Source organism: Paenibacillus sp. FSL H7-0756 (assembly GCF_038006765.1).
Classification (GTDB): domain Bacteria; phylum Bacillota; class Bacilli; order Paenibacillales; family Paenibacillaceae; genus Paenibacillus_AQ.
Genome location: NZ_JBBOVT010000002.1, coordinates 1,558,061 through 1,572,759, shown reverse-complemented (window position 1 = coordinate 1,572,759; position 14,699 = coordinate 1,558,061). Strand labels below are relative to the sequence as shown.

The 14,699-nt window shown below is 42.0% G+C and carries 7 protein-coding genes; all 7 read left to right on the top strand.

The features are described from left to right. Window positions 1–13: 13 nt before the first annotated feature. The 7 genes from NST04_RS23545 (at window position 14) to NST04_RS23515 (ending at window position 14,656) form a co-directional block, all read left to right on the top strand. Window positions 14–1,696: a hypothetical protein gene (locus NST04_RS23545; RefSeq protein ID WP_341186382.1), complete on the top strand. Its 1,683-nt coding sequence runs from the start codon at window positions 14–16 to the stop codon at window positions 1,694–1,696. A gap of 85 nt (window positions 1,697–1,781) precedes the next feature. Further along, window positions 1,782–7,364, top strand: a complete 5,583-nt coding sequence (locus NST04_RS23540; RefSeq protein WP_341186381.1) for an RHS repeat domain-containing protein — start codon at window positions 1,782–1,784, stop codon at window positions 7,362–7,364. A 37-nt stretch (window positions 7,365–7,401) separates the two neighbouring features. Beyond that, window positions 7,402–7,896 carry a hypothetical protein gene (locus tag NST04_RS23535; protein ID WP_341186380.1) on the top strand — a complete coding sequence of 165 codons (495 nt, stop codon included), beginning with the start codon at window positions 7,402–7,404 and terminating at the stop codon, window positions 7,894–7,896. Window positions 7,897–8,125: 229 nt separating this feature from the next. Then, window positions 8,126–9,817: a hypothetical protein gene (locus NST04_RS23530; RefSeq protein ID WP_341186379.1), complete on the top strand. Its 1,692-nt coding sequence runs from the start codon at window positions 8,126–8,128 to the stop codon at window positions 9,815–9,817. Between the two features lie 25 nt (window positions 9,818–9,842). Continuing rightward, on the top strand, window positions 9,843–11,255 hold the full coding sequence (locus NST04_RS23525; RefSeq protein ID WP_341186378.1) for a GBS Bsp-like repeat-containing protein: 1,413 nt from the start codon (window positions 9,843–9,845) through the stop codon (window positions 11,253–11,255). A 51-nt stretch (window positions 11,256–11,306) separates the two neighbouring features. Then, a complete protein-coding gene (locus NST04_RS23520; protein ID WP_341186377.1) occupies window positions 11,307–12,413 on the top strand; it encodes an FG-GAP repeat domain-containing protein in 1,107 nt (368 codons plus the stop codon). Further along, on the top strand, window positions 12,410–14,656 hold the full coding sequence (locus tag NST04_RS23515) for a hypothetical protein (RefSeq protein WP_341186376.1): 2,247 nt from the start codon (window positions 12,410–12,412) through the stop codon (window positions 14,654–14,656). The genes NST04_RS23520 and NST04_RS23515 overlap by 4 nt, the downstream gene beginning before the upstream one ends. The last annotated feature ends 43 nt before the right edge of the window (window positions 14,657–14,699 follow it).

The following is a 14,699-nucleotide window of genomic DNA, read 5'->3' as shown; positions in this document are numbered from 1 at the left end:
GGCGGGGAATTTGTTGAAAAAGATAGCATATTTGTTCATTTGCTCATTACTGTTATTGTTATTAATTCTACCGAATGTAGAAGCAAACTCTAGAACGAAATATATTTATAACAAAAATGGACAACTAATTGAATTGAACAACTCCACTAGTAATTATGAGTTTGAATACGATAGAAATGGTAATTTAATTAATAGGTCAGAAAGCAATAATCTATTATCTAATTCAGGGTATGAAAGTTATTCAGGTACTGAGAATGTTGCAGATAGCTGGAATCCATATTTAGGGTCAGGGGTACAAGGAACTTATGAAATTTTAACCACAGGAGCAGCCGAAGGAAAACAAGCCCAGAAATTAACTATAAGCTCCTTTCCGAACTCTGGTGATGGGGCGAATATCTGGCAAGAAATGTTTGTTAAGGACAATCAAAGTTACGACATAAAAGGGATGTTGAAGCTGAATGACATGAAGAATGCGAAGTTCGAGGTGATCGTCTTCTTTTATGACATGAACAATCAATTCGTCGGAGGTCAAACTCCATTTACATACAATCGTAATACTGCAGATTGGGTGGCATTCGCTGGAAATATAACGACTCCGGCTAACGCCATATCGGCACGTGTGCATCTGCACTTAAGCTCAACGGCAAGTCAAGGAAAAGGAACTGTGTTTCTTGATGGAATAACTGCTACATTACAAGAGGATAGTAATCTGACATTTAATAATGGATTTGAATCGGACAAAAGAAATAATGGAGTAGCAGATGGGTGGAATTCATATTTAGAGTCAGGGGTACAAGGAACTTATGAAATTTTAGCCACAGGAGCAACCGAAGGAAAACAAGCCCAGAAATTAACTGTAAGCTCTTTTCCGAACTCTGGTGATGGGGCGAATATCTGGCAAGAAATGTTTGTTAAGGACAATCAAAGTTACGACATAAAAGGGATGTTGAAGCTGAATGACATGAAGAATGCGAAGTTCGAGGTGATCGTCTTCTTTTATGACATGAACAATCAATTCGTCGGAGGTCAAACTCCATTTACATACAATCGTAATACTGCAGATTGGGTGGCATTCGCTGGAAATATAACGACTCCGGCTAACGCCATATCCGCACGTGTGCATCTGCACTTAAGCTCAACGGCAAGACAAGGAAAAGGAACTGTATTTCTTGATGGAATAACCGCTACATTACAGGAAAATAGTAATCTAGCATTTAATAATGGATTTGAAACGGACAAAAGAAGTGATGGAGTAGCAGATGGGTGGAATTCATATTTAGAGTCAGGGGTACAAGGAACTTATGAAATTTTAACCACAGGAGCAGCCGAAGGAAAACAAGCCCAGAAATTAACTGTAAGCTCCTTTCCGAACTCTGGTGATGGGGCGAATATCTGGCAAGAAATGTTTGTTAAGAGTAATCAAAGTTACAACATAAAAGGGATGTTGAAGTTTACAGATATGAAGAATGCGAAATTCGAGGTGATCGTCTTCTTTTATGATGCGAATAATCAATTCGTCGGAGGTCAAACTCCATTCACGTACACTCGCAATATTGTAGATTGGGTGGCATTCGGTGGAAATATAACGACTCCAGCTCATGCAACGTCCGCACGTGTGCATTTGCATTTAAGTTCAACGGCAAATCAAGGGAAAGGGACTGTGTTTCTTGATGATGTCTCACTTAAGAGTTTTTAAATTTGTTAAAGTCAAAAAAGTACTGAATAGCACTAGGTTTTTTAAGATATCATCCCATCCTTAAACTTAAAAAGGAGCGTTAATATTGAACTCGAAAATAATGAAAAGTAAACTGCTAATTTGGCTGTTGTGTGGAAGTATTATAGGAGGCAGCTTTTCTGGTAACATCTCGATAGTGCAGGCAAAAACGGATTCCAACAGACAAGATACGCTCACGTTGAATCGTTCAGAGGAGAAAACTTATCCTGAGCCGGTGCCAACTACTGCACCTCCCGTTGCCAGTAACTATGAAGCAAGATCAGAACTGTCAACGCCGTTATCTTCACGAACGAATGCACCAACAGTTCAATCAGATACATACATAGAGGAAGCGACGAGGCCTATTGCAGGGTTGAATATTATGGCAGACCCAACCATACAAGAACTAGCGGCCAAATATGTTGCTCGATTCGGGACTAAAAGCCCCAATTTAAGTGAAGGAGAAATAGAAGCCTTGTTATCTCAGGGGGCTGAGTATATTGATGTTTATGTAATTGCTTTATTGCAGGATCTTTATCAGACAGAGACGCTAGAGCTTTTGAAAATGAAACAAACGCGCAAGATCACTTGGTTAGAACTGGAGAGTCTTTTGCAATTAAAAGAATCAACAAAAAGTGAGCTCCCTGAAACAGTACCAACAATAGTGTATGGAAACCAGGTAATCGTGCCATCGATATCTTCTTACCTGTTTGCTTCTCCGTTCACTGTGTCTGATGCAGTCTATAAAAATGCGAATTTTGATTTGAGTACTCCATTGAATCTCAATTCAGCATTTGCTCTCTTAAGTACAACCATCAGTTCTGTCATTCAAAGCTCCACAATGTCACAGCTCAACCAAACCTTTAAGGAACAGTACTCTGATCACTATGGAACCAGTGAAACTATCGATCCAGTGACGGGCTCCTTAACCTGGAAGGATAATCAAATCAGTCTTCCCGGTAGAGATGGATTAGATTTAAATGTAGGTGTAATTTATCAATCCAACCAATCTGTATCCGGCGGCCCTTTTAGCTCTTATGAACAAGGCGTCTTCTATAATAATAAATCAGGCTATAACTACGGTGATCTTAAAAGCTATTTAGGCTTAGGCTGGTCCTTTCGCTTTCCTTCTCTTGAACTAAGCAATGATTATTATCGGTTTAATTACCATGATGGTGAAGGAGGGGTATACGAGGCTGAAAAATTAACTGATTTTTCATGGAGATTAAAAGGTTATCCTACAGATGACATTGTAATCAATATTGATTATGAGGGTGTATATACTGTTGAGCATATTGATGGGAAGGTTGAATATTATACGCCAAAAGGTGATTTGATTAAGATTCGAGACCGGTTTGGAAATGAGATTCACTTCAACTATGTTACTCTGGATAATGTTTCTTCCAGTTATGATAAACCAGTCCTTCAAAGTATTACAGATTCATTAGGGAGAAAAGTCGTTTTCACTTATATTCGTCCAGCCCGCTATGACCATGAGGGAGAGAAAGTGATTCTGGACGTGCAGGATGCAAATAACCAATTGATTCAACGCGTCACCTATAGCAAGCATATTAGTGATTACGCAAGGCTCCCTATACTAGCAAGTATTAATGTTGAAAATGGTGATCTAACCTCATTTGAATATGACACTGTCCAATCGAAATTCGACTTTTATCATACCGATTATTATGAGGGAGTCACTAATTTCTTGCCTTATCAATTTTTGAAGAAGATCAAGTATGATCAATCCTCTGAGACGAATTACACTCATGAAAGTGCCAAACACTCTTTTCAATGGGAAGGGTATATCGAACAAGAACGTATCACCCGACGGTATGATTCGATCATGAAAAGCAACGCCGCCCCCCAAATCGTTAATCAAGTAAGTTACTCTTATGAGGCGGAATATAGCAATTATCCTCAGCCATTTGGAAGACCCGATGAACCGCTGCCTGCAGGGTATCAGTATTCAAGCTCGGCAACCCAGATCGGAAGTAATGGACAGCCTCAGAAGGTGACGAAAACAACATTCAACAATCAAAAAAAGACCGAGTCTGTTGAGACAAAGGTGCTAACTGGAGTTCAGGCTGGTGAGCGGAAAACGGTGCTCTACTCTAACTATCACCCCAAATTCAAGTATAACCCAACCACTATCGAGAGCCGTGAGTATAGTAGTGATGCAGACAGCAATCCCCATTCATTATTTACAGATGTAATCTATGATGATGCAGGCTATGTCATTGCCCAAACGGCTGAACTCACGCCAGCCCAACGCAATAATTCGAATTTGCGTGAGAAATATACCACGAGGTATACCTATGATCCTACGTTCCACTTTATAAGCACGAAATCCGGATATCAGAATGAGAGTGATGGTACTCCATTGACGTCAAGTATTACCTACAATGCCCAAGGACGAGTGCAGAGTTCAATCAATTCACTGGGAGAGGTGACAGCCTATACCTACGAGAATGCTCCAGACGGAACAGGGAAACTCCATAAGATGACGGAGACTCAAACATCTGGTGGGAACCTCGTCGCCAAAAAGGTGATCACCTATGGAGCTGAGGCATTATATGCCTATCCGACAAAACAAGAATCCTATATGAATATCGATCAAAGCAATCAGCAGGTTGTGACGAAGACCATGACTTACAATTTGGCAACGGGTTGGCTGCTGAGTGAGAGTGATGGTGTCCATACAACGAGCTACACTTATGACGGGCAAGGCAGATTACTGAAAGTGGCTTCACCAAACTTTACCAATGAAAAAGGTGTTTCCTATAGCGAGGTTGAAGAATATATTTACAAGAAAAACCAAGTGTCCACAAACTTTGATGGAGTGAATGCAGGAACGTACAGCTTCGTTGTAGATACCATACATACCTTAACCCAGATTTCAAATGGAAGCACGGTTAAAACCTATGGGATTGAATTTTACAATGGGCTGGGGCAAACGCTGCTGAAGGAACGATGGGATGAAAATCAAGAGAAATATACACAAACACAATACCACTATGATGAATGGAGCCGTCCGGTGTATGCCATCGATGCTGCCGGAAATGACCAGAAAGCAGGTTATGACGGTTGGGGGAATCAGAGTAGCGCCACGGATGCGCTAGGAAATCAAACGGTGTTGAAGTACGATCTGAAGCAACGAAAGAATATACGTTATCTGCTTACAGCCGGGACCGGAGAGCAACTCAACTATGCAGAGGAACAACTGAATCAATGGGGACAAGTGGTCTCCCGTAAAACCTATCTTGATTGGCCCAGCCAGACGAAGCCAATCAGTGAGTCCTACCGTTATGACCTCTTGGGGAATGTAACGGCATATACAGACCCCAATAATAATCAGAATGATGAGGGTGTAACGACAGCCTACCGATATGATGGCTTAGGCCGTCTGACTAGCCTCAAGGATGCTTTAAATCAGACAACGAATTATAGCTACGATGGGCATGGGCAAATTACGAATGTAAGCATACAAGCAAGCGGCGGAACACCCGAGCAGATCAACCATAAAACTTATAACGCACTTGGATTACCGATAGAGAAGAAGGATGCAGCTTCTCAAAGTGAGACAATGCAGTACAATACGCTGGGCCAACTGCTTCGTAAAACAGATCGAAACGGTAGTGTAAATGAGTATCAATATGATGAGCGTCAGCAACTCATGAGTTTGACCATAAACGGTCTAGTCAATAATACATCTCAGACACAGCAAATCCGCCAGATCTTTGGTGGGGATGGTATTCGCACACGGGTAACGAAGACCTTCACGAATGGAGCTGAGACAGCATCCCAAAGCCTCCTATTAGACAGCTTGGGACGAACCCGTTCGTATCAATCGAAGGTAGGAAGCCGCAGTGTGAATATTCAGAACAAGATAGATATTGTCGATCGGATGATACAAATTGAAGATGTTAACTTTAGCTTCTCTACGAACTACCAATATAACAAAACAAGGTTAGACAAAGTTCAAACTAACGGAAGTGCAACATTAACCAGTGCAGCATCGGCTAATGCGCAGTACACCTATTTCGGCAATGACCAGGTGAAGTCGATCACCTACCCGACGTTGACGGATGGGAGCATACTGAAGACGGAATACACCTACAACAAAGCACTGGGTTGGACGGAAACGATGGAAAATACCAAGGGAAGCGGCAGCCTGTCCAGTTACACCTACAGCTATGACAACAACGGGAACCGGATCTCCGTCAGTGAATCACGTAACGGAGGCGCTGCCCAAACAACGAATTACGGTTACGACGCGCTGAACCGGCTGATCTCGATCACTCGCCCGGGCGGCAGCCAAACCACATATACGTATGACGTGCGGGGCAACCGCCTAACGTTGTCCGATACGAGTACCGTAAGCCTGGATTCTGCGGATACCAGCTACACCTATGATCTGCAAAATACTTTAACGAGTGTGACCAAAGGCGGAGCCAGCACCAGCTTCCAGTACTATGCAGATGGAATGCGGTCTATGAAGACCAAGGGCAATATCCAGACCCAGGTCAACTACAACTTCCAGGGGCAAATCATCTCGGAAGAGAAACTCGTGAACGGCGACTTTGTCGAGCGGGCGAACTATGTTCGCGGTGACCGGGTGTTAGTGAAAAAGGACAAGAACGTCAATGACAACACCGTAAAAGATTATTATTACTTGTACAACGGACATGGTGACGTGGTGCAGATTGTAGATACCACTGGCAAGGTTGTCAACAACTATGTGTACGATGAGTGGGGCAACATCACCAGCCAGGACGAGAAAACGTCTAATTCGTTCAAATATACTGGAGAGGTGTATGACGAGGAGACCGGACTGTATTACCTGCGGGCACGCTACTATGACCCTAGCATGGGGCGGTTTTTAAATGAGGATACGGTTGAGGGGCAGATTGATAATCCGCTGAGTTTGAATTTGTATACGTATGTGCATAATAATCCGTTGATTTATAGTGATCCTACGGGGCATTACGCAGATGTAGGAGGAGCTTCAAGTGGTAATACGCTTGGCAATCTGTCTCATACGGATGCTACTAATCAAGTTATCTCCGCTCGATCAGTGGACGCAGCTACTCAGGCTAAAATTTTAAAATCATTAATTAAAGAATACAAGTATGGATTCTATGGTGATGACTCGGGTGGGATGACTCGAAACCAATTTGAGTTTTTATTTGGGTTAGCAATGGCTACTAGAGGCGGCGATTACAGTAAGGCTAAATGGGCTGTTTCTGAATTAGACTACTACTTCATGTACGGAAAAGATGATAAGACGTCTACAATTGCTTTAACGATTGGAGCAATGGGAGCAGGAGCGATATCAGGAGGGAATTCTAATTGGAAAAGTTCAAAGCAATTCGGGCATGCATTTTTAACTCATGGAGCTGGTGCTAAAAATACACGAAGTTTAATAGATAGAGCCAGAAGTACAGAAAAAAATCAAGGACAATGGTTGGATAATCAAAAAGCAGCTGATTTTATTAATTCTAAAGGTCCAATTACAGAAGCTACAACATTTAATTTACCTGCTGGTATGGGGCAAGTTATTACTCCAGAAGGTGTTATAATACCAGCCACGAAGGCTATTCTTGTTCCATCTTCAACTGGAATAAAAACTGCCTATCCGATTCCATAAATGCCCATTTTGAAAGGACTGAACCCATATTTTTAAAATGAAGTTAACATTCAAAAAGTCGTTAGTAAGTATACCTGAAACAGAACACTTTATCTCTGAGTTAGAACTTGATGATCCACTAGCTATTTTATCTTGTATATGTGAAGCGTTTGAAATATCTCAATCTGTATCATTCGTTGTTGGTGGTTTTGGGCAAGATGTTTGGCCTGTTGATTGCAGAACGGATCTATGTACTATTATTGAACAAGTGCCGGATATATTAATGAAAACAAGAGCGGGTATATATTCCTTCGAATTAGATTTTTTCGAACAGGGAATTGAAAGACGGCTACTATTTGAAGATGATATGGATTTTGTTAAAATCACTTGTAGTAGTCGCACTGATTGGTTACCTAAACCAAGTTCTATAGTAATGACCAAGGCTGAAATTTCAAACATGTTTGAAGCACTATATCAGACCTTCGAAGATTTGGGCAGTGTGATTTGTGAAGGTCTAGTAAATCACTTTCTATTAAACGATTGGAAAGTGTGAATGTTTTTAACACCGAACCACATGGGAGTATCTAATCCATGTGGTTTTTTTGAATTGGAATAGTATGCTCTCCTCTCCAAATGTCTAGTCTGAAATTAAATGTGGCTGAAATATTACTCAATCGACAAAACAAGTTATAATTCGACAAATTACAACCGTTCTCAACGTTGGTCAACTCCCTTATGATGGTTGAGGAAGTTCTTGGAGAAAAGAGAGCGGGGGAATTATAGTGCTGAGCAGCAAACCTAAAATAACATTCTATTTAACACTATTGATCATCTCGACATTATTCATTAACGACACTGTGGTTATGGGTGCGGGAGGAAAGACGTACTATTATGATACCAATGGGAGATTAGTAAACGAGGCATTGCACTCCAATGAGATTATGGAATATCAATATGATCTAAACGGAAATGTAAAGCGGAAGTTTAGAAGTAATAATATGCTTGTCAATCCGAATTTTGAGTTGAATGCCAGTAGAGCCACGGACATAGCCAGTGGTTGGGATAAATGGAGCGATACCGGAAGTGCCTTGTTTCAAGTAATCCCGGCGTCAGTAGTGTCTAAGAGTGTGGCACAGAAAGTTTCAGCCTCGGGGATGAGGCTTGGTACTGCAGCATGGCTATTTCAGGATGTTGCCGTTAAGGGGAACTTGCCGGTTCTGTTTAATGGCGATGTTAGTATCGAGAACATTAACAAAGCCAAGGTGTCCTTATGTATCCAATATTTCGATGCAGCCAATACGCTGCTGTCTCAAAAAACGGTTGATTACCCCTCTGGAGCGTTAAATAGTTATATGACTTTATCCTTGACAGATATCACTCCTCCTAACACGGTTCGTGCCAGAGCCCATGTAGGGATCAGAACGGAAGAAGGGGGAGGAAGCGGTGCTTTTTATGTGGACAACATGGCATTCAGATATGACACCGCAGGCAATATATTGAACAACCCTAGCTTTGAAAACAATCTATCCGGCCAAAAGGAAATCGCTGAAAGCTGGTCACGATGGTCAGACTCAGGCGGAAGTGTATTACAAGTAGTCTCTTCCCCAGTTACTTCAGGTGTAAGAGCTCAGAAATTGACAACGCCAACCATGAAGTCTGGAGGTGCGAGTTGGTTATTTCAAGATGTAATCGTCCAACCTAATGTCCCCATTTCAGCAAGCGGAAATATAGTTGTGGATCAGCTTACGTCCGCGAAAGTCTGCATCGTTATCCAATTTTTTGACGAAAAAAATAAGTTCTTAAGCCAGCAAGCGGTAGACTATCCTGCAGGGATACTCAAAAAGTATATGACGTTAGCTCTAAATACAACAACGCCATCGGATGCGGTTAGAGCCAGAGTGCATGTTGGGATTCAAGCCATTGCTGAGGGAGGCAACGGGGCCATTTATGTTGATCATATGGCTTTAAATCGTGATCCTCAAAGGAACATGTTATCTAACCCAAGTTTTGATACTATTTCAACTGCAAATGTTGGTATCGCAGATAGCTGGCAGACGTGGTCTGACACCGGGAATCATACATTTCAAGTGTTGTCTCCTTTTCAAACAACAAACACCTACGGGCAAAAATTCTCTAGCGTGAATATGAAGAAGGAGAAGAACGGAGCAGTATGGCTGCTGCAAGATGTAGTGGTAAGCGGGAATAAGTTAGTCGAGTTCAAAGGTAATATTTTAGTTGAGAGTGTGGTGCAGATAAAAGTTTCTTTATGCATACAGTTCTTCGATCGTAATGATGCTTTACTCTCAGAGAAGTATGTTGACTACCCTGCGGGAGTGCTACAGAAATTCTCTACGCTGTCATTAACAGAAAAAACTCCCTCCAACGCTGTTAGTGCAAGGGTCCATGTCGGATTACAAGCAACCGCAGCGGGCGGGAGCGGTACCTTTTATGTGAAGCAAATGATATTGAAATAAAGTGAATAATGGAGCGTGGAATATCGTGAGTACGAAAATAGTGAACCTTGTTAAATATATCTGCCTTCTCTTTATTCTGTTCTTAGGATATGCTGCTTCATCCGCTCTTGCTGAGGCATCCAGTACAAACCATATCGTTATTGATGTCATTGGTTCATCTCCCCAGCGTATTTATACCTATAATCAAGGGCGGCTGGATACGGAGATTCTACCGGACCGCACGATTAATCAATATACATATGATGTTAACGGAAATCTGATTAAGCGCAGCCGCGCGAATTCTTCCACACCACCCTACGTATTCGATCTATCTTCAGTATCCTATGATATTTATATCCGCGCGGTTCAGCCTAATGTCCAGCAAGTGCACTTTCCAACTTGGACTGCCTGGAAGGACCAGGATGATGTGGAGTGGATCGTAGGCGAAAAACTGGCCGATGGAGTCTGGAAAGGAACTGTAGTTTTTAATAGACATGGTGGAGAGACAGGTACATATATTACACATATTTATGCAGATGGGAAAATGGTTAGTGATGTTGCTGCAGAAGTCCGGAACAACGGATTAACGGTTACAGCACCTGTACAAGCTTCGCTGGCTGACGGTTTCTATACTGTTCAGGCTAGTGGTATACCGGAGAGTATCAAAGAGGTGCGCTTTCCTACGTGGACAGAACATATGGGACAAGACGACTTGGTCAATCCCTGGATAACAGGCGAAAGACTTGCAGACGGATCTTGGAGAATTAAGATTCCGTTCAGTAATCACAACTTTGAAATGGGGAATTATATTACACACATTTATACGTTTGACCGGTATGGAAACAAGACGGGCGTAGGCGGCAAGGTAGTCAATGTGGCAGGCGGGGCTGGAGGGTCTAAGGAGACTGATCTGTCCGGTGTTTCGCATGACGTATTCATCTATGGGGTAGACCCGTCTATCCAGAGTGTACAATTTCCGACATGGACGGCTAATAATCATCAGGATGATATTGAGTGGATTGAAGGCGTGAAAGTCGGGAATGGCGTATGGAAAGCAACGGTTGTGTACTCCAGGCACAATTCAGAGACAGGTAGGTATATTACTCATATCTATTCCAGTGGCCAGTTCCTTGGAGATTGGGAATTTGATGTGACCAATTCACAAATAGTGAAAGCACCAGCAACTGCTAAGCTCGGTGAGGGCTACTATGAAGTCTCTATTGATGGAATTCCTGCTAACGTAACCCGCATGGAATTCCCAACATGGACGAATCAGAATGGCCAAGATGATCTCATTTGGTATCAAGGGGAACGGGAGAGTTCGTCTAAATGGAAAATCAAGATTCCTTTTGCTAACCATGGGAATGAAACTGGAATTTATATCACCCATCTCTATGCCAGTGACGGATACGGGAATCGACAGGCTATTGCAGGGACTACAGTAAATATTAATCGTTAGTGACATGTTAATGGATTGGGGGAAATGGATGACATGAAGACTGGAAGGAATATGAAAATTCTAATTGGTATTTTTATAGTCTTCTCTCTAATAGTAAAGCCTTCACAGGGTTCGGCTGCTTCTGTAGATGAAGTGTTTAAGATCGTTGATAAAGGCGGAACCATATACAACTATGACCCCTCTGGTAGATTAACGGGGAGTCAAACTCGTAGTGCAGTTGTCAAAAACAAATACGACTTGAATGGTAACCTGGTAACCCGAAAATCGGTGGCGAGAAGCATGACAAAGTGGCAATTGGGAAACGGACTTGGCTCTAATGCTCAATTTATCAATGACGTGAACGGTGATGGAAAGGCGGATGCGGTTCTCTTTTTTAAGGATACGGGAACGTGGTATGTCGCTCTGTCGAATGGTCAAGGAATTAAAGGTTACCAGAGATGGGTTGCCGGCCACGGCGTGGGATCGGATGCCCAGTTTCTGGCCGATGTGAACGGGGATGGTAAAGCGGATGCTGTTATTGTGAATTACGGAAATTGGTATGTGGCACTGTCCAATGGCAGTGGGTTTGAAGGTTATAAATTATGGGTGGCTGGGCATGGAGTGGGGGCTAGTGGTTTGTTCCTGTCTGATGTGAATGGGGACGGTAAAGCCGATGCAGTTATCGAAAATAGCGGAAGCTGGTATGTATCCCTTTCTACAGGTCAAGGATTTCAAGCCTATAGTAGATGGGTTGCAGGATTCGGTGTAGGAGCTAACAAAGAGTTCCTGTCAGATGTAAATGGGGATGGGAAAGCAGATGCCGTTGTATTTTACGAACGGGAAGGTTCTTGGTACATAGCATTATCCAATGGAAAAGGATTTGAAGGATACAAAAAGAGGATGGAAGGACATGGCGTTGGTTCAGCAGATCAGCTTCTGGCTGATGTGAACGGCGATGGCAAAGCGGATGCCGTGATCGTTAATAATGGGAATTGGTATGTTGCGTTATCAAACGGAAGTAGCTTTACAGGCTATGAACCTTGGATTATGGGGTTTGGTGGTGCCGGGTCAAAATTATATAGTTTAGCAGACATGGACGGAGATCGCCGATTAGAAGCGATAGTGATAACCATCGATGACTCTTGGTATGTGTGGGATTATTTATCTGGTTCTAATTGATTAAAAAGAAAATGGGTGTGAATAAGGAGCGAAAGATTTCTATGACCTTCAGAGTGAAAAAGAAAACAATATATCTTCTTGCCTTATGTCTAGTCTTCAATTTAATTGGTATGTTCAGTTCCGATTATATTATGGCGGATGCAAGCATAGGTACAGACAATTTAGTTAAAAACTCTGGTTTTGAAGTAATCACTAATGGAAGTAGCATAGCCGATAACTGGGTCTCACATGGGGTTGGGAGTTTCGAAGTTACCAGTTCAAAGGTCTCTGGAGGAAGTAAAGCCCAGAAGGTTTCCATGAGCAATTTACCGACGAATCAATTTGCTGGGGTGAGCCAAACCTTATCGGTTAAATCCGGGCAACCGTATAATATGAACGGGCGATTTTATATTGAGAGCATATCCAATGCTAAAGTGCAATTATACGCAGATTTCTTTAATGCAGGGGCTTTTGTGGACTGTAAGATTTTTGAATTGCCTAATCAGGCGACAGGACAATTCGTTACTTTAGGCGGAACTGGCAGTGTGCCGGAGGGGGCAACATCCGTTGTCATTTATGCTTTGATTCGTTCTAGTTCTGATGTCAATTCCGGTGCTTTTATTACGGACAATATTTCTTTTCAATATACCAATGATACTAATCTAATTGTTAATTCAGACTATGAGAACTTTTCAAACACGCTTGCCAACTCAGACGATTGGGATTATACGACCTCTTATAACCCGACATTTAGTTCTGTAGCCTATCCATCCTTAAGTGGAGCCAGAGCTCAGAAAATAAAAGTTTCGTCTTTGCCGGTTATTGGATATGCTGGCATCTTGCAAAAAATCAAGGTCGATCCGGGTAAGTCATTTCAAGCAAGCGGAGCATTGTTAATAGAAAGTCTATCGAATGCCAAGGCTCAAATCTATATTGATTTTATGAGCTCCTCTAGCAACTATACGGGGACCACTATTCTCGAATATGCTAAACCGACTAATGGAACATACATGACATTATCTGATTCAGGTCAAATTCCTAAGGATACAACTTATGCTGTTATATACGTAATCATTCGAGGGACAGGGAACAATGGTTCAGGAAGCATGTATGTGGACTCTTTGAATTTTCATTATACGAAGGAAGCTAATCTATTTAACAACGGGAACTTCGAAGCACCTGGTTCTAACGGCTTGGGAAGCGGGTGGTTGCCCAGTTACGGGAATGATAACCATACCTACAGATTAGTTTCGGAAAGCTACGGGAATACCGTTCAGCAAATCGATGCATCTAATATAAAAGCTAATGAGTATGTTGGAATAAGTCAGATGTTAAAAGTTGTACCTGCTAAAAAGTATACGATGAGCGGCAGATTAAAGGTAGATCGTATCAGCAATGCCAGAGTACAACTGTATGCGGATTTTTTTACAGGCTCAGGTGCGTTTATTGATGCGAATATTGTAGAATTGCCTGCTACTACTCAAGGCGGATATATCACAATATCTAATACAGGAACAATACCTTCTAATGCTGATTATGCCCGTGTCTACGCTATCATACGTGCTACCAGTGGGGGCGGGACAGCGAGTATTTATGTAGATGATATGAGATTCAGTTATAGTTCCAACTTAATAGATAACTCTGACTTTGAAGTAAGTAATTACGGGTCAGTAACACCACTGAACTGGACGATTCATAAGCCTTCAGGAGTGGAGGCTGAAATTCGGCTACTTGAGAATAGCCCGCCTAAGGATGTAACTACAAATTCATATTCGGCAGCGGGACGTTTGCTTAACCAGACGCTTATAAAAGGAACACAGACATATAATACTTCTTACAAATATGATCTGAACGGAAACTTAACGAAGAAATCAACGGTAATAGGGACACTAGAGGCTTTTCATGATCAAAAGTCTTTGGAAGTCAGGGGATTCGGGATTCCAGCTAATCAATTTGTTGGCGTCTCTCAGACTCTGCGTGTAATTCCCGAGAAGTCTTATATGGTTTCAGGCAATATTAATATCAGCATGTTGCATCAATCCAAAGTGCAAATGTATATTGACTTTTATGCTATGGATGGGTCATTCGTCTCTAGCAGCATTAAAGATATAACCGAAGCTAGTGGAAAGTATATGTTACTGTCAAATGAGGGAGTAACACCAAGTAAAGCTGTATTCGCAACTGTATATTTTCTGATCAGATCTGTAGGAGATTCTGGGGCGGGGACATTCTATCTTGATTCGGCTAGTTTTGATTATAGATGAAATGATTTTTTAAGGAAGATAGGAGAGTATCAATTGTGTTAAG

Bases quoted from the DNA above. Each gene is read 5' to 3' on its own strand.
- NST04_RS23535 (WP_341186380.1), top strand. From the start codon at position 7,402: ATGAAGTTAACATTCAAAAAGTCGTTAGTAAGTATACCTGAAACAGAA.
- NST04_RS23520 (WP_341186377.1), top strand. From the start codon at position 11,307: ATGAAAATTCTAATTGGTATTTTTATAGTCTTCTCTCTAATAGTAAAG.